The following is a 21413-nucleotide window of genomic DNA, read 5'->3' as shown; positions in this document are numbered from 1 at the left end:
TCCGCTGATCGTCCGCTGGCGCCTTCAGTCCCCGCCTGCGCCCACGCGCCGCATCCGCGAAAACGGGAAGCCATTGCAACCGGTCTTCGGTGCATCGCGACGCGCGACGGTGGTGCGCTCCGCGTCGGCTTGCGTGGGTGCGTTGTAGGCGCTCAGGCAAAACCCCCACGCGTACGGTGGCATGCCGGGCAGGGCGACCCAGTCGATGCGCGTCCACAGGCCGGCGTCGCTCGCGTTGCCCGCATCGTTTTGCGCGACCAGGTAGCGCGCATCCGGATGCCATGCGACCACGCGATAGTGTGTGCCGGGTCGTTGATGCCAGTCCTGCGCGGAGATGCGATACGTGATGCCGTAGTCGTCGACGAAGTCACCGACCAGCATTTGCGGAGGGGCGTTCCCGGTGCCGAGCGCCTCGCCGCGGGAGACACAGCCGCAGAGCGCGAGCAAGACGACGAAGGCGGCATGTCGGCGCGGAGGCATGGGGTGGTGGTCCTTCGAATCGGTCGGCGGCGTATTCTAGGAACTTCGCCCTCCCACCGCCGAGGCAGGCGAGCCGCCGCGGTCCAAGATGCCACCCAGCAATTCCCCGGATCTCGGCAATGCAGCACGGGCCATGGCCATGAAGTCGTGTCGGTCGCTCCTGCGCACGCTCTCGTCGCAACGTCGCGTGCACACCTCGATCCACAGTGCGCGCAAGGCGATTCGGCGCCTGCGCGCCTTGCTTTCGCTGCTGGCATTCGTGGACGTGGAAGGCAGCGACCACGTCCTGAAGCGTGTCGGCGACAGTCTTTCCGCGCTACGCGATGCGCACGTCGCGGTCCTCACCGCGCAGCGCCTGGGCAAGCAGGGCGCGAAGGAAGCATGGTCGCCGGTCGTCGTTTGCCTGCGTCGCCGGCGTGACGTGTTGATCCAGCGCGCGCTCGTGACAGATCCCGGATTCCAGTTGCGCCGCGCGCGCGTTGAGCGCGTTGCACGCGCGCTGGCGGCCCTGCCATGGCAGACGCTGAACGCCGCGGACCTGCGATCGGCGCTCAAGCGCAGTCGACGGCGTGTCGACCAGGCCAGGCGGCGTGCGAAAGCCGATCCGTCGATGCAGAACCTCCACCGTTGGCGTCGTCGTGTGCGCAGGTTGCGCATGCAGCTCGAAGCGCTCGCGCAATTCGCGCCGGACGTGGCGAAGAAGGCGACGAAGCATTCCGTCGAATCCAAAACACGGTCATTGCAGAAGCTCGGCGATCGGCTCGGCCAGCGCCATGACGAAGCGGTCCTGCAAAAGCTCCTGCGTCGCCTGGCCGACCCGACGCGCGACGCAGCGGGCAGGGGTCGCTGATCGTGGAACGGGACATCCGCATCCTCGAGGCGCAGGGACGACTCGAAATCATCTTTCGTGGCCCCGTCAGTTTCCAGGACCGCATCGACGTCATGGAGGCCGTGTTCCCGCTGCTCGTCGAACATGGCCTGACGGGCATCCTGGTCGACTACTCGAAGGCCTGGGTGCATGCGCCGTCCCCCGCGACGTTCCAGGCCCTGGAAGCGCGCTTGCGCAGCGAGCCCTACCTGCAACGGTGTCGCGTCGCGCTGGTGAATCCGCCGGAGTTCCACGCCGTCCCCACCGAATCGATCGCCAAGGACATCGGCTACCCGGTGCGACGCTTCAACAGCCACCGCGCGGCCGTCGCGTGGCTGGAAAGCTAAACGCCGCCACTGCCGAGCCAGGCGAGTTGGCCCGAAGTCCAATGGATTCCCCCGCGGCCGAGTGTTGCCATTGCACGACAGGGCCGAACTCCGGAGGGTCGGCATGTCCGACAAGTTGGATGCTGCCACCAGCCAGGCCCTGATCGACCGCCTGATCGAGCAGCGCCTGCCGCGCGCGTTGGCGCTGGACAAACGCATGGATCAGGGCGAGCGCCTGCGCGAGGAAGACATCGCCTTCCTCAAGCAGATGCTCGAGGACGCCAATCGCAGCACGAGTTTCGTCGTGCAGCATCCGGAACTGCATTCGCTCGCGGGTCGACTGATCGACCTGTACGGGCAGATCATGCGCAAGGCGCTCGAAAACGAACAGAAGGGCGCGTGAGGCGCGCATGTTCGCCGGTCTCAGGTTGCGCGAGGACGTCGTCGCCGGGTTGGTGACGGCGGCGGTGGTCATTCCGAAAGCGATGGCCTACGCGACCATCGCCGGGCTCCCGGTGGAAGTGGGTCTGTACACCGTCCTGGTGCCGATGGCGGTGTATGCCTTCCTCGGTACGTCGCGGCCCTTGTCGGTCAGCACGACCACCACCATCGCGATCCTCACCGGCGCGGAGTTGTCGCAGGTCGTGCCCGATGGCGATCCCTCGCAACTGCTCGCCGCGACGGCGACATTGGCTTTGCTCGTCGGCGTGGCCTTGATGCTTGCAGCCGTGCTACGCCTGGGCTTCGTCGCGAGCTTCATCTCCACGCCCGTGCTGGTGGGGTTCAAGGCGGGCATCGCGGTGGTGATCATCGTGGACCAGGTGCCCAAGTTGCTCGGCCTGCATTTCGAGAAGGCGGGCTTCGTGCACAACATCGGGCAGATCGTGCGCGGGTTGGGGCACGTGTCGTGGCCGACGCTCGCGGTCGGACTGGGCACCATCGTGTTGCTGACGACGCTCGAACACGTCAGGCCCCGATGGCCCGCGCCCCTGATCGCGGTCGCGCTGGCCATCGCCTGTTCCGCGTTGTTCGCGTGGGAGCGTTTCGGCATCGACCTGGTGGGCGCGATTCCCGGCGGCCTGCCGCACCTCACGATGCCCGACCTGCACCTGGTGCAGGCGCTGTGGCCGGCGGCACTGGGCATCGCGTTGATGAGTTTCACCGAGACCATCGCCGTCGCGCGCGCATTCCAGGGACAGGACGAACCATCGCCGCGGCCCGATCGCGAGTTGATCGCGACCGGCGCGGGCAACGCCGTCGGCGCGTTCTTCGGTGCGATGCCTGCGGGCGGTGGCATGTCGCAGACCGCGGTAAACCGGCGCGCGGGCGCGTCCTCGCAAGCCGCCGGCCTGGTCACCGCAGCCACGGCGCTGGTCACGATGCTGTGGCTCGCGCCGCTGATCGCGCGCATGCCGCAGGCCACGCTCGCGGGCCTGGTGATCGTGTACTCGGTCGGCCTGTTCAAGCTGGAAGACTTCCGCGACATCCTGCGCATCCGCCGCGTCGAATTCATCTGGGCGCTGGTGGCTTTCGCAGGCGTGATGCTGCTCGGCACGCTGAAGGGCATCATCGTCGCGATCATCGTCTCGCTCGTCGCGCTGAGCCAGCAGGCGACGAATCCGCGCCTGCATGTGCTGCGGCGCAAGCGCGGGACCAATGTGTTCCGGCCGATTTCCCCGGAGCATCCCGATGACGAAACCTTCCCGGACCTGTTGTTGCTGCGGCCCGAGGGACGGCTGTTCTTCCTCAACACCGATCGCCTTGCCGAGCGCTTCCAGGCCCTGGTCGCGGAGTACCACCCGAAGGTCGTCGCGATCGACATGTCGGGCGTGTTCGACATCGAGTACTCGGCACTGCAGGCGCTGATCGCAGGGGAGCGGCGCATGCGCGAGGCGGGCATCCAGGTCGTGCTCGTCGGCCTGCTGCCGGAGGCGCTCGCGATGGTGCGCCGTTCCCCGCTGGACGAAACGCTGGGCCAGGGGCGCATGTTCTTCAATCTCGAAATGGCGGTGCAGGCGTTGCAGCCGCCGATGGCAACCGTAACGGAGTCATCCCCATGACACGCACCACGAAAAAGAGCGCGACGAAAAAAGTCGCGAGACCGCCGCGCGCTGCGGCGAAGCACGCAGCCGTCGCCGAAGGCGAGGGCGCCGCGCCGCCCGGCAAGATGAAAGCGAAGGAGTACGAGGAAGAGCTCGACAAGTTGCACGTGGAGCTCGTGAAACTGCAGCGCTGGGTCGTCGCCAAGGGCCTGAAGATCTGCATCCTGTTCGAAGGCCGCGATGGCGCGGGCAAGGGTGGCACGATCAAGGCGATCACCGACCGCGTCAGCCCGCGCGTGTTCCGCGTGGTCGCGCTGCCCGCGCCCACCGAGCGCGAGAAATCGCAGATGTACCTGCAGCGTTACATCAAGCACCTGCCGGCCGCGGGCGAGATCGTGATCTTCGATCGCAGCTGGTACAACCGCGCGGGCGTGGAGCGCGTGATGGGATTCACCGACGAAGCCCACGTGCAGCAGTTCCTGGCGATGGTGCCGATGGTGGAATTGGCGATCGTCCACTCCGGCGTGCAGTTGCTCAAATACTGGCTCGAGGTGAGCGAAGAAGAGCAGACCAAGCGATTGAAGGATCGTGCGGAGGATGCGCGCAAGATCTGGAAGCTGTCGCCGATGGACATGAAATCCTTCAGCCGCTGGTACGACTACTCGCGCGCGCGCGACGAGATGTTCACCGCCACCGACAGCGGCCAGGCGCCGTGGTACGTCGCGCGCACCGACGACAAGCGCCGCGCGCGCCTCAACATCATCCGCCACCTGCTCGACCACGTGCACTACGAAGACCTGCCGCGTGAGAAGATCAAGTTCCCGAAGCGGCAGAAGCCGCACGGCTACGTCGATCCCAAGTACCCCTACAAGTACGTGGAGGAGCGGTATTGAGGTGCATCCATTCCCCGCTCCATGCGCTGCACGACGGCGGCATGGAGCTGCATCGCGGCAAGCTGGTGCCGTCGTTCGAGATGCCCAGCCGCGTCGACCACATCCTGGCGGCGATCGCGCACGCCGGATGGTCGGTGGAGGGCCCGCGGGATTACGACGATGCGGTCCTGGAAGGCGTCCACGACGCCGACTACCTGGCATTCCTGCGCGGCGCGTACGACGAATGGCAAGCCGAAGGTCGCGACGGATTCCTGTTGCCGGGCGCGTTTCCCGCGCGCGGCATGCGTCGCGACCGGGTGCCGACGGGCTTGCACGGTCGCCTTGGCTACTACGCCTTCGATTCGGGCAGCCCGATCGTCGCCGGCACGTGGGAGGCGGCGCGCGCGGCGGCGCATTGCGCGCTGACGGCGGCCGACCTGGTGGCCGCAGGCGATCGCAGTGCCTACGCGCTTTGCCGTCCGCCCGGCCATCACGCAGGGCGCGGCATGTTCGGTGGGTATTGCTTCCTCAACAACGCCGCGCTGGCGGCGCAGCGCCTGCGTGATGCGGGGCTGGCAAAGGTGGCGGTGCTCGACGTGGACTATCACCACGGCAACGGCACGCAGGACATCTTCTGGGAGCGCGGCGACGTGCTGTTCGTGTCGCTCCACGGCGATCCCAATACCGAGTACCCGTATTTCCTCGGGCATGCCGACGAGCGTGGTGCAGGCGCGGGCGAGGGCTGCAACTTCAACTTCCCGTTGCCGCGCGGAACCGACTGGGCCGCTTACGGCGCCACGCTGGAACGTGCGCTCGGGCATGTGCGCGACTTCGCACCGCAAGCGCTCGTCGTCTCGCTCGGCGTCGATATTTTCGAAGACGATCCGATCAGCCAGTTCCGTCTGGGCGCCGCGGATTTCCCGCGCCTTGGCGCGCAGATCGCGGCGCTCGGACTGCCGACGGTGCTGGTGCAGGAAGGCGGCTACGCGGTTGCGCAGATCGGCGAGAACGTGGCCGCCGTCCTGTCGCCGTTCGCCTGAGCGCCGCTCGCCTTACGCGCGTTTCTGCGCGCCAGCCAATTCGGTCGCCCGCGCCAGCACGTCCATCATCATCACGTGGTCGATGGGCTTGACCAGGTGGAAGTCGAGCCCGGCCTCGCGCGAGGCCGCGTGGTCCTGCGGTTGCCCGTAACCCGACAGCGCCGCGAGCACGCCGGTGCGTGGGCCGAGGCGTTCGCGGATGCTGCGCGCGAGTTCGTGCCCGGTGATGTCGGGCAGCCCGATGTCGAGGAAGGCCACGTCCGGCGGCTGCGCCACGATCGATTCGTAGGCATCGCGCGCGCGATGGAAGACGCGTGCGCGATGTCCCATCGCCTGCAGCAGCACTTGCAGGGTTTCCGCTGCGTCGACGTTGTCGTCGACGACCACGACGTCCAACCCGACACCCGCGTGCGTCGCCGGATCGATCGGGCGATGGGCTTCGAACACCGGCGGTTGCGCCTGCGGCAGGGAGACGGTGAAGGCCGCGCCCTGATTCCTGCCTTTGCTGTCGGCCGTGATCGAACCACCGTGCAACACCACCAGGCTCCGCACGAGCGCCAAGCCGATACCGAGCCCGCCCTGCGTGCGATCGGGTGAACGATCGGCCTGCGTGAACAGATCGAAGATCTTCGGCAGCAAACCCGGCTCGATGCCTTGCCCGTTGTCGCGGATGCAAACGCGCACCTGGTCTTGCACCACGTCGGCGACCAAATGGATCTCGCCGCCTTCGGGCGTGTACTTGGCGGCGTTGTTCAACAGGTTGGCGAGGATCTGCACCAGGCGCGTGCGATCGCCGTTCACCCACATGCGGCCCGCCGGCAGGCGCGTGCGCAGGGCGTGGCCGCGCGCGTCGATGAGCGCGCGCACTTGTTCGATCGCGCTGGTCACGATCGACTTCAGGTCGACCGTTTCCATGTCCAGGTGGACCAGGCCCCGCGTGACGCGCGAGACATCGAGCAGGTCGTCGACCAGCTCGGTCATGTGCCGCACCTGTCGCGCGATGACTTCGCCCGCGGCGCGCACGCGCGTCGGGTCGGAGGACAACATCAACAACTGCGACGCCGTGCCGATGGGCGCCAGCGGATTGCGCAGTTCATGCGCGAGCATCGCGAGGAATTCGTCCTTGCGCTGGTCGGCGTCGCGCAGGGCGCGTTCGCTGCGCTCCAGGGATTCCTGTGCGACGCGTTGTTCGTGGATGTCGGTGGCCGTGCCGAGCCAGTGCAGGATCGTGCCGTCGTCGCCGCGCACCGGGACCGCACGCGCCAGCACCCAGCGGTAACTGCCGGAGTGATGGCGGAGGCGAATCTGGACTTCGTAATCCTCGCCCGAGTCCAGGCTGCGGCGCCAACGCGACCAGGCGCGTTCCAGATCGTCGGGATGCAGCACGTCGGCCCATCGATCGCCCTCCGACTTCCCCGCGACCAGGCCGGTGAAGTCGTACCACTGCTGGTTGTAATAGTCGTTGTAACCATCGGGCAACGCCGACCACACCATCTGCGGCATCGCATTGGTCATCGTGCGGAAGCGCGCTTCGCTCGCGCGCAAATCCGTTTCGGCGCGCACGCGGTCGCTGATGTCGGTCTGCACGACCACCGCGCCGGCCAGGCTGCCGCCCTCCAGGCGAACAGGCCGCGCCTGCATCAGCACGGTGCGCCGCGGATGGTCGTCGAACGGGGCGATCTCCACGATGTCGCCGCGCACGACTTCGCCCCGCAGCGCGCGTGCCAGCGCCCAGTCCTCGTCGTCCAGGGCTTCCCCTCGGCGCGCGGAGTCGTCTGCCCACCAACCCTGGCGCGTGCGATAGGCAGACAGCGCACCGGTCGTCGGCTGCATGCCCCATAGCTCGCGATTGGCTGCGTTCACGCGCGTGATCACGCCTTCGGGACTGGCGAGCGCGACACCGGAGGGCAGGGATTCCACGACCGCATCCAGGCGCAGGCGTTCGGTTTCCACCTGGCGTTCGGCGAGGGCGTGGTCGGTCATGTCGGTGCCCTGGATGAAGATGCCGTCGACCCGTCCGTGGTCGTCGACGATGGGCTGGAACACGAAGTCGACGATGCGGTCTTCGATGTCGCCCTCGTGCCCGCGACGCAGGCCGACGGGAATGCGGCGCCCGATATACGGCTGCCCGGTCTCGAAGACCTGCGTGAGCTGGTCGATGAACTTCTGGTCCAGTTCCGGCAGCGCGGTGCGCACCGACATGCCGACGATGCGCTCCTTCCCGACGAACTCCAGGTAGGCCGGATTCGCGATCTCGTACACATGGTCGTGCCCGCGCGTGACCGCGACGAAGCCCGGCGCCTGTTCGAAGAGGGACATCAGCCGCTGCATCTGCGCGACGCGCGTGCGCTCGGCGGTGACGCCCGCGGTGGTCTCCGTGCAGGTGCAGAACATGCCGGCGACATCGCCCTTCTCGTCGATGACCGGGGAGTAGGAGAACGTGAACCACGTCGATTCGTCGTAGCCCTTGCGCCGCATCATCAGCGGCAGGTTTTCCATGTACACCGATTCACCGGCCAGCGCCCGGTGCGCCAGCGGGCCGACGTCGTCCCAGATTTCCGACCAGATTTCCTCGAACGGCCGCCCGAGCGCGAAGGGATGCTTGGCGCCGAGCACTTCGGCGTAGGCATCGTTGTAGAGAAACCCGAGCGCCGGCCCCCAGGCCACGAACATCGGGAACTCCGACCGCAGCATCAGGCTCACGACGCTGCGCAGCGATTGCGGCCAGCGATCGGGCGGTCCGAGCGGCGAGCGGCTCCAATCGTGGTCGCGCATCAAGGCTGCGACTGACCCCGGTGCGTCGAGGAAGCGCAGGTTCGAATGGGCGTTCATGGCTTGGGTCGCGTCGGGCACGCCCGATTATGAAGGTCCCGGGAGTGTTTTCCTTTCACGGGAACGACACACGAAGTCAAAACTTCAGTGGCAGCGGTACCGGCCCGGCGCCACGCGGTCGCAGGCGTCGGGCGGCCCGTATTGCTCCCACGCCTCCACCCAGCCGATCTTGCGCGCGGCCTCCGGGAATTGCGGCAGTGCGCGCATCGCTGCGTGCTCCGGTGCCCACATGCGGAGCATGACGCCGGCATCGTCGGTGGTGATGTTCCCGGCGAAGACCTCGAGCGCGCGCGCGTACAGCTTCAGCCGCATCAGCGACAGCACGGTCCACGACGGCACGATCGCCGGATGCGTGGCCAGGCACTCGTCGATCAAGCGCACCGAGCGGGCCTGCGCGCCGGCATCGCCGTGGATGGTGCCTTCGAGCAAGGTTTCGAAATGGCCGGCGCCCACGCTGCCGCAGAGGGTGGGATCGAGGTTCGGCGCGACGGCCAGCAAGCGCCGGGCCTGCGCGAAATCGCCGCGGCGGTACTGCACTTCGCCCAGGCCGCTCTTGGCCAGGCTCAGGCCGAGCGCATCGGTGCGCGCGAACAAGGCTTGCGCGTCGTCGATGTCGCCGGCGAACAGATATTGATAGCCGCGCCAGTTGACCGCGTTGGGCAACATCGGATCGATCGCGATCGCGCGATCCAGTTCGGCGATCCCTTGCTTCGTGTAACCGCTCACGATCAACCATTGGCCGCGGTACATGTGCGCCGACGCGTCCTGCGGCGCCATTTGCACCGCGCGATCGTGATATGGACGCGCCTGCGCGAAGTGGCGCGCGTAACGCAGGGTCATGCCGAACACGTAGACCGGTTGGGCCAGGTGCGGGTCCATCGCCATCGCCTCGCGCGCATGCCGCTCGGCTTGGGCGCCGTGCGCGGGATCATGGATGTTGAGCACCATCTGCACGAGCGCCAGTTGCGATCGCGCGCGCACGAATTTCGGGTCGAGTACCAGGGCTTGTTCCAGCCACGCGACCGCATCCTTCCCGTGCGCGTAGTCGCGCCTGTTCAACAACTCGCTCGCGCGCAGGTACATCCGATACGCCTCGGGGTTGTCCGTCGCCTGGGTGACCAACCGGGACTTCTGCTCGTCGTCGAGCACCAATTGCAGCTCGTCGGCGATCGCGCGCGCGATCTGGTCCTGCAGCTTGAACACGTCCGACAACTCGCCGTCGTATTGCTTCGACCACAAATGGATGCCGTCGACGCTGCGGATCAACTGCGCGGTGATGCGGACCTTGTTGCCCTGGGTGCGCACCGAGCCTTCGAGCACGTGCGCGACGCCCAGCGCCTTGCCGATCGTGCGCAGGTCGACGTTGCGGCCCTTGTAATAGAACGAGGAGGTGCGCCCGGCCACGCGCAGGTCGCGGATCTGCGCGAGCGCGTTGAGGATTTCCTCCGACATGCCGTCGGAAAAATAATCCTGGTCGTGCTTCGGGCTCAGATCGGTGAAAGCGAGCACCGCGATGGACTTGTTGTCGACCGCCGGCGCGGGTGCGGCGCCCGGTGCGCGAGTCGCGCCTGTTTCGACGACTTGCTGCCCGGGCCGCACGCTCGGCTGGCCGAAGAAATACCAGGCAAGGCCAAGCGCCACCAGGACCAGCGCGATGCCGATCACGCGCTTGTTGCCGACCGGCGAAGGCTCGATGCGCATGCCCTCGGGCGTGAGTTCGAGCACCCAGGCGAGCACCACCACGATGGGGAATCCGAGCAGCAGGACGAGGATGAAAACGCGCAACACCCAGGCGGGTGCATCGAAGGCGGGGAAGCCGATGCTTGCCGCCTGCACCGCGAGCCATGCGGCCACCAGGTAGACGGCGCCGACCTTGACGACCTTGCGTCGCTTCAATTCGGCGAACAGAGCGCTTGCCATGCGTGCGGACACCCTTGGCGTGGCGGGCGCATCCGCCGAAGCGCACCATACAACAAGCGGGTGGGGTGACGCCGGGGCATGGACGAGGGCGGCGAGCGCATACGTTGGTGGAAGTGGGGCATCCGCACGCGGCGGCGAGGTGCACGCCATGCAAGCAACGCAAACTTCCATCACGAAAGGGTTATTGCTGGGGATCGCCTGGGTGGCGGCGATCACCGGAGCACTGGTTCCATCGACATCCCTCGCCACGACGCCCGGCGCCATGCGGAGCGATTTCAACGGCGACGCGCATTCGGACATCCTGTGGCGCTTCGCCCTCCCCATCGGCGGCACGAGGGAGGTCGCCTGGCTTTCGGCCGAGTCGGCCATGCGGCTGCAGGGGCCGGTGATGCCCGCCACGTTCCGGATCGTGGGTCTCGGGGATTACAGCGGCGACGGACGCACGGACATCGTGTGGCGCGACACGACCGGGGCGACGCGGATTTCGCTGTCGGCCACATCGGTGCTGCAACCGGTGGCCAGCGTGAGCAACCTGTCCTGGATCATCGCAGGCTCTGGCGATTACAACGGCGATGGACGCGCCGACCTGTTGTGGCACAACACGGCCACCGGCGCGAACGTGATCTGGCGCTCGGCCAATGCGACGATGCGGCAAGCGGTCTCCACGCTGCCCGTGGCATGGGACGTCGTGGGCTCGGGCGACTACGACGGCGATGGACGCGCCGACATCCTGTGGCGCAATGGGACCACGGGCGCGAACGTCATCTGGCGGTCGGGCAATGCGACGACACCGCAGGCCGTACGCACCGTCGCAAACCAGGCGTGGGCCGTCGTCGGATCGGGCGATTACAACGGCGACGGCCAATCCGACCTGTTGTGGCGCAACTTCACCACCGGCGCGAATGTGATTTGGCGCGGGGCCGATGCGGCCGATCCGCAAGCGGTGGCCGCGGTCGCGCCGGCATGGTGGATCGTCGGTTCGGGCGATTACGACGGCGACGGCCGCGCCGATATCCTGTGGCGCGATCCCGGCACGGGCACCAACGTCATCTGGCGTGCGGCGAACAAGACGACCCCGCAAGCGGTTGCCGCGATGGACTACGCCCTGTGGTCGGTCGTCGGCTTCGGAGAATAGACGCCGACCGCGTCGATCACGCCGGCGACGCAGCCTGGAACACCGCCAACTGCGCGGCGAACGCACGCTGGTAGGCTGGCCGCGCTTCGCCGCGCGCCACGTACGCGGCGAGATTGGGATGCGCGTCGAGCAGGCCGCCGGCCTTCACCCGCAGCAACACGGTGATCATCATCAGGTCGCCGGCACTGAACGCGCCGTCGAGCCATTCGGCGTCGCCAAGGCGATCGGAGAGTTCGCGCAGGCGCATGTGGATGCGTTGTTCGACGGCCGGCAGACGTTGCTCGAACCACGATTCCTTGCCCTCCACGAACTTGACGATCACCAGGTCCAGGATCGGCGGCTCGATCGTCGAGAGCGCGGCGAACATCCACGCGATCGCGCGTGCGCGCGCATTCGCATCCTGCGGCAGGAGGCCGGGATGACGCTGCGCGATATGCAAGACGATCGCACCGGATTCGAACAGCACCAGGTCGCCTTCTTCATAAACGGGGATCTGCCCGAAGGGATGCAGCGCGAGATATTCCGGCGACTTCATCGCTTCGAACGACAGCAGGCGCACGTCGTAAGGCTGTCCCACTTCTTCCAGCGCCCAGCGCACGCGCATGTCGCGCGACAAGCCCCGGCCGCGGTCGGGGGAGCGTTCGAATGCGGTGATCGTCGGCTTCATCGAAGTCCCTCTGGTCCGGTGGATTTCAGTCGCGCAGTTCCGCTTCCAGGCGTGCCTTGAGTTGCAGCGCATCGCGCCTGTCCTCGGGCACGGTGATCGACGCGATGCGCTGGCTGGACAGCCAGAACCGCAGTTCACGCGCCAGTTCCGGGGATCGCGCGTAGGTGGCGAGGATGCCACGCGCCTGCGCTTCGTCGATGGGCGCGGGGCAGTCGATCATGCGCTGGTCGCGCCCGCTACCCGGCATCAACTGGAAACAATGCGTCCAGATGTAATCCTGCACCGCGATGGGCGTGACGCTCCGGATGTCCTGCCGGTATTGCGGCACCAGGTTCATGATCATGCTGTCGGCCATGCGGTTGGTGTTGGATTCGAAATAGAACGCCAACTGGCTGCGCAGCTTCGGATCGGTGATCAGGCCCAGGTCGCCGGCGTCGCGCATTTCGTCGAACGTGTTGTTCTCGCGCGAATACGCATAGAACTGCCCGCCCTGGAAATAGGCGAGCACGGTTTTCCATGCCGAGCCGCCGACCAGGTCGCCGGTTTCCGCATGCGCGAGCGCCTGTTCCCCATAGGCGCGGACCTGCGCAAGGAAGCGATCGCGATTGCCGTTGACCAGCAGGTCGGTGTCGAGGTCGGCGACGATGCGCCCGAGATAGGCGTGCCGACGCCGTGCGTCGACCCGATCTTCGTGCCAATTGCCGACTTGCAGCGCGATCAGGATGCCGGCCACCACGATCACCAGGTCGATGAGCGCGCCGACCCAATCGTGGTCGCGCAGGCGTCGGGCAAGTCGTCTGGGCATGCGTCATGCCAACGTGGCTGATCGGCGCCCCCGGCCATGCGAACCGGATTCCCGCGTTGGCGTATCTACCGGAGGGCCGGTCCGGGCGAACCGGCGAGGTGCGCGCCATGCATGCAAAGCAAACATCGATCGCGATCGGGATAGTCCGCGCTTTGGCGTGGTCGGCGGTGGCGCCGGGCGTCCTGTTTTCGTCGGCGGCCTTGTCGGCCAACCACGTCGTGAATGCGAATTCGAACATGACCTTTTCGCCGAAAACCCTCTCCATTCCGGCCGGCGATACGGTCACCTTCCACAACAGCGGCGGCACGCACAACGTGCGCTCCGATCCCGGCGCGCCGACGAGTTTCCGTTGTGCCAACGGCTGCGACGGCACCGGCGGCAACGGCAACCTCAGCAGTGCGGCATGGAACGCGACGGTGTTCTTCCCGACGACCGGCACGATCCGTTATTTCTGCGAACGCCATGGTGCCGCCGGCGGCGGGGGCATGTCCGGCACCATCACCGTGACCGCGCCCATCGCGAAGCTCAGCAATTTCAACGGCGACAATCGTTCCGACATCCTTTGGCGCAACGGCAGCACCGGCGGCAACGTGATCTGGCGTTCGGGCAGTTCGACCACGCCCACGGCAGTCACCACGCTGGCGGTTGCGTGGCGCGCAGTGGGCGTCGGCGATTACAACGGCGATCGACGCGCCGACATCCTGTGGCGCAACAGCAGCACCGGCGCGAACATGATCTGGCGTTCGGGCAGTTCGGCCACGACGCAGGCGGTGGCCAGCATGATCAGCCTGGCGTGGACCGTGGCGGGCTCGGGCGATTACAACGGCGATGGCCGCGCCGACATCCTGTGGCGCAACACCAGCACCGGCGCGAATGTGATCTGGCGTTCGGCGAGTTCGAGCACGACGACGGCGGTGTCCACGCTCGCGATCGCGTGGCGCGTCGTGGGTTCGGGCGACTACAACGGCGATGGCCGCGCCGACATCCTGTGGCGCAACAGCAGTACGGGCGCGAACGTGATCTGGCGCTCGGGGAGTTCGGCGACGACGCAGGCCGTGACCACGATGGCGAGCCAGGCATGGACCGTCGTCGGATCGGGCGACTACAACGGCGACGGCCGTTCGGACATCCTGTGGCGCAACACCAGCACCGGCGCGAACGTGATCTGGCGTTCGGGCAGTTCGGCCACGCCGCAGGCGGTGGCGACGGTGGCCACCGCGTGGCGGGCGGTCGGGTCGGGCGATTACAACGGCGACCTGCGCGCCGACATCCTGTGGCGCAACACCAGCACCGGCGCGAACACGATCTGGCGTTCGGCCAATTCGGCGACCGTCCAGGCGGTGACGACCATGGCCAGCCAGGCGTGGTCTCCCGTCGCCTTTACGGAGTAGGCTTGCGCGACAAATTCCCGAGGAGCCGTCCACCATGAATGTATTGCTGAAGTTCGCCGCTTCCGCCGTCATCGGGACCGTGGCATTCGCCGCGCCCGCGCTTGCGGCGTTGAAAGTCGATGCGAAGGCCCCCGACTTCAGTGCGCCGGCTTATCTGGCGGGCAAGCCGTTCACGTTCAACCTCGCCGACGCCCTGAAGAAGGGCCCGGTGGTCGTCTATTTCTTCCCCGCCGCGCACACCTCCGGCTGCAACCTGGAAGCGCACCTGTTTTCCGAGGCGATCGACCAGTTCAAGGCCGCGCACGCCACCGTGATCGGCGTGACCGCGGGCAACGTCGACCAACTGGCGGACTTCTCGAAAGAGACCGAACACTGCGGCGGCAAGTTCGCGGTCGCCGCCGACGCCGGTGCGAAGATCGCCAAGCAGTACGACGCGATCCTCGCCGAGAAACCCGAGTGGTCGAATCGCACGTCCTATGTGATCGCGCCCTCGGGTTCGATCGCGCACGTGTATTCCGACCTCAATCCCAACAAGCACGTGAAGGAAACGCTCGACGCGGTGAAGGCGCTCGCGGCGCATCACGCCGGCGCCGCAAAGTAAGGGCGATCAATACGCCGGCTTGTCGTGCGGTTTGTAACGGAAGCCGGCGTCGACCAGCGTGCGGTCGATGATCGAAGCGACCTGATAGCCGCTGCGTTCGATCGCGGCGCTGGCATCGTCGACCGTCATGCGGCCGGCGATGCTCACCAGCGGTGCATCGAAGTTGATGCGTGCGCCCAGGTCCACCGCGAGCAGCGCATCGATGATCGTGCGCACGCCCTCGTCGCCGCGAAGGCCGTCGATGCGCAGTTTCATCGGGCTTGCACCGCAGTGAAAAGCGTTTCGGATTCGGCTTCGCGCCACCATGGGGTGCCGTGCGGCGCGCCCAGGTCGAGGCGTTCGCCCATGCGCGGTGTCGTCAGTGCGATGCCGCGCGCGGCGCTCAATGCGAGCACGCGTTCGAACGGCTCCTGCCAGCCATGCATGGCCAGATCGAAGGTGCCGTTGTGGATCGGCATCAGCCAGCGCGCACGCAGGTCTTCATGCGCCTGCACCGTTTCTTCCGGCTGCATGTGGACGTAGGGCCACTGCGGGTCGTAGGCGCCGGTTTCGATCATCGCGACGTCGAAGGGGCCGAAACGTCGTCCGATTTCCCTGAAGCCATCGAAGTAGCCGGTGTCGCCGCTGAAGAACACGCGCAATGCGGTGTCGTTCGCGCCGCGCGTGGTACGCGCGCCATCGACGATCACCCACGAGGCCCAGAGCGTCTTGTTGCCATCGAACACGCCGCGCCCGGAGAAGTGCTGCGCAGGCGTTGCGGTGAAGACGATGCCGTCGATCGACGTGTCCTGCCACCAGTCGAACTGCCGCACTTTCTCCGCGGCCACGCCCCAGGCGATCAAGCGGTCGCCGACGCCGAGCGGCGTGAGGAACACATCGGTGGTCTGCGCCAGTCGAACGATGGTGTCGCGATCCAGATGGTCGTAGTGATCGTGCGAAAGAATCACGCCGCGCAGCGGCGGCAAATCTTCCAGCGCGATGGGCGGCGCATGGAAACGCTTCGGCCCCATCCATTGCACGGGCGAGGCGCGCTCGGCGAACACGGGGTCGGTGATCCAGAAACCACCGCGCAGCTTGAGGAGCATCGTCGAATGCCCGAGGCGGAACAGGCTCCGGTCGGGCGCCGCGTCCAGGGCCTCGCGGGTCAAGGCATCCACCGGAAGCGGCGCCGAAGGCACGGCCGTGGCGGGCTTGTTGAACAACGCGTTCCAGAGGATCCGCACGATCTTCCCCACGCCATCGACCGGCTTGGGGGCCGGGTTGCGGAAGCGGCCGTGGGCGGCCTGGGGGGAAGCGGGGTAGTCGTCGACGGGGAGGACGGGGCACACGTTCATGGACGGGTCCTGAAGAAGTACACGACACAGTGTAGTTTCCAGTTCCGAAAAGTAAACCCCCCGGTGTAAACTTTTTCGCATGTCCAGCCAGCCCGCCCCCGTCCGCCTCACCGACCGCAAGCGCGCGGCCATCCTCGATGCCGCCATGGCCGAGTTCCGCCAGTCCGGTTACGCGGCCACCAGCATGGATCGCATCGCCGCCACGGCCGGCGTTTCAAAGCGCACGGTGTACAACCACTTCCCCAGCAAGGAAGCGCTGTTCGCGCAAATCCTGGAGCAGCTGTGGGAACGCAGCATGGAAGGGGTGGACCTGGCCTACAGCAAGGCGCGTCCGCTGCGCGCGCAGTTGCTCGAACTGCTGGCGCAGAAGCTGGAATTGCTGCGCGACGAAAATTTCGGCGAACTCGCGCGCGTGGCGATCGCCGCGGGCCTGCATTCGCCCGAACTCGCGCAGGAAGTCATTGCCCGCATGGGCGATCGCGAAGAAGGCCTCACGACCTGGATCCGCGCCGCCGCCGCCGATGGGCGCCTGAAAACCGACGATCCGCTGTTCGCCGCGATGCAGATGCACGCGTTGGTGAAGGGTTTCGCGTTCTGGCCGCAGATCGCGCTGGGGCAGGCGCCGCTGACGCCCGCGCAGGGCAGGCAGGTCGCCGAATCGGCGGTCGACATGTTCCTGGCGTACTACGAACGCCGGTGACCTCCGGGCGTTGTACGCGCCCAGCACGTCCGTTACGCTCGGGCTGATGATCTTTCGCCGCGTCCACCGGTATTTTCGCGCCAGCTTGCTGGCGCTGCTGGTGTTGGGCCTGGTCGCGATGCCCATCATGCACGTGATGTGCGAAGTGCATTCGATCCAGCACGCGATGTTGGCCTCGCTCGATCCGAACGGCGTGCACTTCGAAGGCGACAAGGACGATCCAGGCGACCTGGGCCAGTCGGGCGCCAAGCACGTGCACGGCGCCGACGGCATCTGGAACCTCGGTGGCGGGCCGTCGTTCGCACCGGTCGCGCCGGTGTTCGCGATGACCTTGCTGGAACTGCCGCACGTCGCGCTGCCGCCGATGGTGGCGTCCCCCATCGATCCACACGCAACGTCCTCTCCGTTCCGACCTCCGATCGCCTGACGCGGTTTGCCGCTGCCTTGCGCAGCCTTTCCTGCCGTCCATCCGATCCGGAGGTTATCCGTGGATTTGTCTTACCCATTGCGTCGCGGCTTGCTCGCGAGCGCACTGCTGGCCGCGTTGGCCACACCCGCATACGCACAGACCGCCGACCAGCGCATGTCGGCGCTGGAAGCGAAGATCAAGCAACTCGAAGAAGCGCAGGCGCAGACGACGCAGGCGCTGCAGGACGCGCGTGCGGAAATCGAAGCGCTGAAAGCCAACCCGCCCGTGCAGGCGCAGTCGGCGGAACAGCCGCAGGTCGCCGAACAAGCGCAGGAAGCGCCGGCGGAGGAGGTCGCATCGTCGGGCGAAAGCGCGGCGTCCAACCCCAACGCGTTCAATCCCGCGATGAGCGTGATCCTCAACGGGCGCTACGCGTACAACTCGTTGAATCCCGACGACTACGTGCGCGCGGGATTCCCGCTCGCGGGTGAAGCCGGTCCCGGCCCGCAGGGTCTGTCGCTGGGCGAAAGCGAGTTCGCCTTCTCCTCGAACATCGACGACAAGTTCTACGGGCAGGCGACGCTCTCGGTCCACAACGAAGATGGCGAAGATCACCTCGGTGTCGAAGAGGCGTACATCGACACGATCGCGATGCCCGGCGGCCTGTCGCTGCGCGCGGGGCGCTTCTTCTCCAACATCGGCTATCTCAACAGCCACCACGCGCATACCGATGCGTTCTCCGATCGGCCGCTGGCCTACCAGGCCTTCCTCGGGAATCAGTACGGGGATGACGGCGTGCAGGTGCGTTGGGTCGCGCCGACCGATGTCTTCTTCGAAATCGGCGGCGAAGTGATGCGCGGGGACAGCTTCCCCAGCGGCGGCGCGGGCCACGCCGGTGCGGGCGTCAAGACGCTGTTCGCGCACGCCGGCGGCGATGTCGGCACGAACAACGAATGGCTGGCCGGCGTTTCGATGCTGCGTTCGCAGACCGATGGTGCGGAAGATGGATTCCGCGGCGACGAAAAGCTCTATATCGCCGATTTCACCTGGAAGTGGGCGCCGGGCGGCAACACGAAGGACGGCGGCGTCACCGTGCGCAGCGAGTACTTCCACGAAGACCGCGACGGCCTGTACCTGGATCCGGCCGATTCGGCGCTCGACCAGCCCTGGTCGGGACAACGCGCGGGCGCCTACGTCGAAGGCATCTGGCGCATCAATCGCACCTGGGAAACCGGCTATCGCTACGACCGCCTGTGGTCGGACGACAGCGGGCCTTTCGCGAGCGACTTCGATCCGTTCCGCCACAGCGTGATGCTCGCCTGGCACAACAGCGAGTTCACGCTCATCCGCCTGCAACTGGGCCAGGACCGCCCGAACGCGCAGGACACCGACAACATCATCAGCCTGCAATACCAGGCTGCATTCGGCGCCCACGGCGCCCACAAATTCTGATCGGAAGGTCAATCCAAATGAAAAAGCAACTTGCCTGTGTCCTCCTGCTCGGCCTGGTCGCAACCCCGGTGTTCGCCAAGCCGAAAATCTTCGCCTGCGAACCGGAGTGGGGCGCGCTCGTCACCGAACTGGCGGGCGACAAGGTCGAACTCAGCGTCGGCACCACCGCGTTGCAGGACGTCCACCAGATCGAAGCCAAGCCCAGCCTGATCGCGAAGGTGCGCCAGGCCGACATGATCGCCTGCACCGGCAGCGAGCTCGAAGTGGGTTGGCTGCCGCAACTGTTGAAGCAGGTGCAGACGCTCGAACGCCCCACCGCGCTCGACCGCGCCAACGGCGACGTGCACCCGCGCGGAAATCCGCACGTGCAGCTGGATCCGTATCGCGTGCTCAAGATCGCCAAGGCGCTCGATGCACGCCTGGTCGCGCTCGATCCGGCGAACGCGGCGACGTATCAATCGCGCCTGGCCGATTTCTCGACGCGCTGGCAGGCCGCGATCAAGCGCTGGGAAGCCAAGGCCGCACCGCTGAAGGGCAAGAAGGTCGTCGTGCATCACATCAGCTGGGTGTACCTCAATACCTGGCTGGGCCTGCAGCAGATCGGCGCGCTCGAACCCAAGCCCGGTGTGCCGCCGACCAGCGGACACCTGTCGAGCCTGATTGCGACGACGAAAGCCGCGGGCGCGTACGCGATCATCACCGCTGCCTACCAGGACCCGAAGCCCGCGCATTGGTTGTCCGATCGCACGGGCGTGCCGGTCGTCGTGTTGCCGTTCACCGTCGGCGGCGACGCGCAGGCCAAGGATCTGTTCGGCCTGTACGACTCCACGATCGACAAGCTGCTGGGTGCCGCCAAATGAATCTCGACGGCCTTGATGCCAGCATCCTCGGGCCCGCGTGCGTCGCGGGCCTGATCGTGCTTTCCACGCACGTGCCGCTCGGTCGACAGGTGTTGTCGCGCGGCATCATCTTCATCGACCTGGCGATCGCGCAGGTCGCCGCGCTCGGCGTGATCCTCGCGCAATACCTCGGCGTGGACGAGCACGGTTACGGCGTGGAAATCGCCGCGGCCGTCGCCGCGCTCGCGGGCGCGGGTCTGCTCGCGTGGACGGATAAACGCTGGCCGAAGTTGCAGGAGCCGCTGATCGGCACCTTGTTCGTGCTGGCGGCGACCGGCGGCCTGTTGCTGCTCGCCAACAATCCGCAGGGAGGCGAACACCTCAAGGATTTGCTGGTGGGCCAGATCCTGTGGGTGAGCTACGACCAGTTGTGGCCGGCGGCGCTGTTGTCGGCGGCTTTGCTCGCGTTCGTCTGGTGGCGGCGCAACAACCTGCGCGGGCTCGCGTTCTACGGCGCGTTCGCGCTGGCGATCACCGTGTCCGTGCAACTGGTCGGCGTGTATTTGGTGTTCGCCAGCCTGATCATCCCCGCCTTGGCGACGGTCGGTGGCAAGGGGAAACGACAGTTGGTCGCCGCCTATGTCATCGGTATCGCCGGTTACGTGCTCGGCCTTGCGTTGTCGGCGGTGTTCGACCTGCCCAGCGGCGCGTTGATCGTCTGGTTGCTCGCGGCGTGCGGCTTGTTCGCGCAAGTGGTGCCGGCGGTGCGCAGGATGCATCCGGCGACACGTTGAAACAAAAAAACGCGGCGGGCCGAGTGGTCCGCCGCGTTCCTCAGATATTCGCGTCCTCGGGCGGCGCGCTGCTGCCCAGCGGCGCGGAGCCGCCGGCATTGCGATCGCTCGCGGGCCGTTCCATGCCGACCAGATACGAGGTCATCGACAGGGAGCCGAACGCATACCCGTCGACCAATACCTCCAGCGGTTGCCGCGCCTGCGCGCCGAAACCGGCGATGTAGAGGAAAGGCAGGAAGTGTTCGGGCGTCGGCGCGACGCGCAGGAAATCCGCGTCGCCGACGAGCGACGCAGCGCGCTCCGGCGCGGACGTCGCAATGTCGATCGCCTTTTCGTTGAAGCGCTTCGCCCAGTCGAAGCCTGCGTCCTTCGCATTGCGATCCATCGCGCGCAGGTTGTGCACGACGTTGCCGCTGCCCATCACCAGGACGCCGCGTTCGCGCAAGGCCGCGAGCTTCGCGCCCAACTCGAGGTGATGGTCGGCAGGCTTGGCGGCGTTGATCGACAGTTGCACGACCGGAATGTCGGCGTCGGGGAATGCGTGCACCAGCACCGACCACGTGCCATGGTCGAGGCCCCAGCTGTCGTGGTCGGCGCCGACGTATTCCGGATGCACGGCGTCGGCGACTTCCTCGGCGAGTTCCGGCAAACCGGGCGCCGGGTACTGCACGTCGAACAAGGCCTGCGGAAAGCCGAAGAAATCATGGATCGTCTTCGGGCGCGACATTGCCGTAACGGCGGTGGCGTTGACGTACCAGTGCGCGGAGACCATCAGGATCGCGCGCGGCCGCGGCACGCATGCGCCGACCGCGCGCCACGCATCGGTGTAGCGGTTGCGTTCGAGGGCATTCATCGGGCTGCCATGGCCGAGGAAAACCGCGGGCATCTGCGTGTTGTCTGCCATGT

General features: G+C 66.8%; 22 protein-coding genes. 14 read left to right on the top strand and 8 right to left on the bottom strand.

Features of this window, described 5'->3' with window-relative positions; genetic code table 11:
• Positions 1–24: 24 nt before the first annotated feature.
• Entirely contained in the window at positions 25–480 is a 456-nt protein-coding gene (locus tag AB4059_RS06435) for a hypothetical protein (protein ID WP_498977628.1), read from the bottom strand.
• Between the two features lie 133 nt (positions 481–613).
• Between AB4059_RS06435 and AB4059_RS06430 the strand changes: the two genes are divergently transcribed.
• From AB4059_RS06430 to AB4059_RS06405, 6 genes are all read left to right on the top strand, one after another.
• Entirely contained in the window at positions 614–1330 is a 717-nt protein-coding gene (locus AB4059_RS06430; RefSeq protein WP_498977626.1) for a CHAD domain-containing protein, read from the top strand.
• Positions 1331–1332: 2 nt separating this feature from the next.
• Complete coding sequence (locus AB4059_RS06425; protein WP_498977624.1) at positions 1333–1695, top strand: hypothetical protein; 363 nt, start codon at positions 1333–1335, stop codon at positions 1693–1695.
• A 103-nt stretch (positions 1696–1798) separates the two neighbouring features.
• Positions 1799–2077 (top strand): hypothetical protein, encoded by a 279-nt coding sequence (locus AB4059_RS06420; protein ID WP_498977622.1) that lies wholly within the window; start codon positions 1799–1801, stop codon positions 2075–2077.
• 7 nt (positions 2078–2084) lie between these two features.
• On the top strand, positions 2085–3734 hold the full coding sequence (locus tag AB4059_RS06415; protein WP_498977620.1) for a SulP family inorganic anion transporter: 1650 nt from the start codon (positions 2085–2087) through the stop codon (positions 3732–3734).
• Positions 3731–4609, top strand: coding sequence for a polyphosphate kinase 2 (gene ppk2 / locus AB4059_RS06410; RefSeq protein ID WP_498977618.1), 879 nt, complete (start codon positions 3731–3733; stop codon positions 4607–4609). Before AB4059_RS06415 ends, ppk2 begins: the two co-directional genes overlap by 4 nt.
• Positions 4610–4650: 41 nt before the next feature.
• Entirely contained in the window at positions 4651–5628 is a 978-nt protein-coding gene (locus AB4059_RS06405) for a histone deacetylase family protein (protein WP_498977616.1), read from the top strand.
• Positions 5629–5640: 12 nt separating this feature from the next.
• On the opposite strand, the gene AB4059_RS06400 is transcribed toward AB4059_RS06405, so the two are convergent.
• Positions 5641–8460, bottom strand: a complete 2820-nt coding sequence (locus tag AB4059_RS06400) for a hybrid sensor histidine kinase/response regulator (protein ID WP_498977614.1) — start codon at positions 8458–8460, stop codon at positions 5641–5643.
• An 84-nt stretch (positions 8461–8544) separates the two neighbouring features.
• Positions 8545–10380: a tetratricopeptide repeat protein gene (locus AB4059_RS06395; RefSeq protein ID WP_498977612.1), complete on the bottom strand. Its 1836-nt coding sequence runs from the start codon at positions 10378–10380 to the stop codon at positions 8545–8547.
• A gap of 148 nt (positions 10381–10528) precedes the next feature.
• Here AB4059_RS06395 and AB4059_RS06390 point away from each other — a divergent pair, with 148 nt between their 5' ends.
• A complete protein-coding gene (locus AB4059_RS06390; protein ID WP_498977610.1) occupies positions 10529–11515 on the top strand; it encodes an FG-GAP repeat domain-containing protein in 987 nt (328 codons plus the stop codon).
• 16 nt (positions 11516–11531) lie between these two features.
• On the opposite strand, the gene AB4059_RS06385 is transcribed toward AB4059_RS06390, so the two are convergent.
• Together AB4059_RS06385 and AB4059_RS06380 are read right to left on the bottom strand one after the other, a co-directional pair.
• A complete protein-coding gene (locus AB4059_RS06385; protein ID WP_498977608.1) occupies positions 11532–12182 on the bottom strand; it encodes a glutathione S-transferase family protein in 651 nt (216 codons plus the stop codon).
• A 25-nt stretch (positions 12183–12207) separates the two neighbouring features.
• Entirely contained in the window at positions 12208–12987 is a 780-nt protein-coding gene (locus tag AB4059_RS06380; protein ID WP_498977606.1) for a hypothetical protein, read from the bottom strand.
• A 107-nt stretch (positions 12988–13094) separates the two neighbouring features.
• On the opposite strand from AB4059_RS06380, the gene AB4059_RS06375 reads away from it, so the two are divergent.
• Together AB4059_RS06375 and AB4059_RS06370 are read left to right on the top strand one after the other, a co-directional pair.
• On the top strand, positions 13095–14378 hold the full coding sequence (locus tag AB4059_RS06375) for an FG-GAP-like repeat-containing protein (protein ID WP_498977604.1): 1284 nt from the start codon (positions 13095–13097) through the stop codon (positions 14376–14378).
• 34 nt (positions 14379–14412) lie between these two features.
• A complete protein-coding gene (locus AB4059_RS06370; RefSeq protein ID WP_498977602.1) occupies positions 14413–14979 on the top strand; it encodes a peroxiredoxin in 567 nt (188 codons plus the stop codon).
• 6 nt (positions 14980–14985) lie between these two features.
• Here the strand turns inward: AB4059_RS06370 and AB4059_RS06365 are convergent, their stop codons facing one another.
• Both AB4059_RS06365 and AB4059_RS06360 read right to left on the bottom strand, forming a co-directional pair.
• Entirely contained in the window at positions 14986–15234 is a 249-nt protein-coding gene (locus AB4059_RS06365) for a hypothetical protein (RefSeq protein WP_498977600.1), read from the bottom strand.
• Positions 15231–16313: an MBL fold metallo-hydrolase gene (locus AB4059_RS06360; RefSeq protein ID WP_498977598.1), complete on the bottom strand. Its 1083-nt coding sequence runs from the start codon at positions 16311–16313 to the stop codon at positions 15231–15233. The genes AB4059_RS06365 and AB4059_RS06360 overlap by 4 nt, the downstream gene beginning before the upstream one ends.
• 79 nt (positions 16314–16392) lie before the next feature.
• Here AB4059_RS06360 and AB4059_RS06355 point away from each other — a divergent pair, with 79 nt between their 5' ends.
• Genes AB4059_RS06355 through AB4059_RS06335 form a run of 5 tightly spaced genes read left to right on the top strand, consistent with a single transcriptional unit; the run spans position 16393 to position 20507 of the window.
• A complete protein-coding gene (locus AB4059_RS06355) occupies positions 16393–17013 on the top strand; it encodes a TetR/AcrR family transcriptional regulator (protein ID WP_498977596.1) in 621 nt (206 codons plus the stop codon).
• 46 nt (positions 17014–17059) lie between these two features.
• Positions 17060–17440 (top strand): hypothetical protein, encoded by a 381-nt coding sequence (locus tag AB4059_RS06350; RefSeq protein WP_498977594.1) that lies wholly within the window; start codon positions 17060–17062, stop codon positions 17438–17440.
• Positions 17441–17500: 60 nt separating this feature from the next.
• Complete coding sequence (locus AB4059_RS06345; RefSeq protein ID WP_498977592.1) at positions 17501–18874, top strand: hypothetical protein; 1374 nt, start codon at positions 17501–17503, stop codon at positions 18872–18874.
• A 17-nt stretch (positions 18875–18891) separates the two neighbouring features.
• Positions 18892–19734 carry a metal ABC transporter substrate-binding protein gene (locus AB4059_RS06340; RefSeq protein WP_498977590.1) on the top strand — a complete coding sequence of 281 codons (843 nt, stop codon included), beginning with the start codon at positions 18892–18894 and terminating at the stop codon, positions 19732–19734.
• Entirely contained in the window at positions 19731–20507 is a 777-nt protein-coding gene (locus AB4059_RS06335; RefSeq protein ID WP_498960908.1) for a metal ABC transporter permease, read from the top strand. The genes AB4059_RS06340 and AB4059_RS06335 overlap by 4 nt, the downstream gene beginning before the upstream one ends.
• A gap of 40 nt (positions 20508–20547) precedes the next feature.
• On the opposite strand, the gene ygiD is transcribed toward AB4059_RS06335, so the two are convergent.
• The gene (gene ygiD / locus AB4059_RS06330; protein WP_498977588.1) at positions 20548–21411 is read right to left on the bottom strand and encodes a 4,5-DOPA-extradiol-dioxygenase; all 864 of its coding nucleotides are present in this window, start codon (positions 21409–21411) and stop codon (positions 20548–20550) included.
• Positions 21412–21413 lie beyond the last annotated feature (2 nt).

This window comes from Lysobacter sp. 2RAF19 (assembly GCF_052115395.1).
Taxonomy (GTDB): Bacteria; Pseudomonadota; Gammaproteobacteria; order Xanthomonadales; family Xanthomonadaceae; genus Noviluteimonas.
The sequence above is the reverse complement of the archived record's forward strand: the minus strand, read 5'-3'. Positions and strand labels throughout refer to the sequence as shown.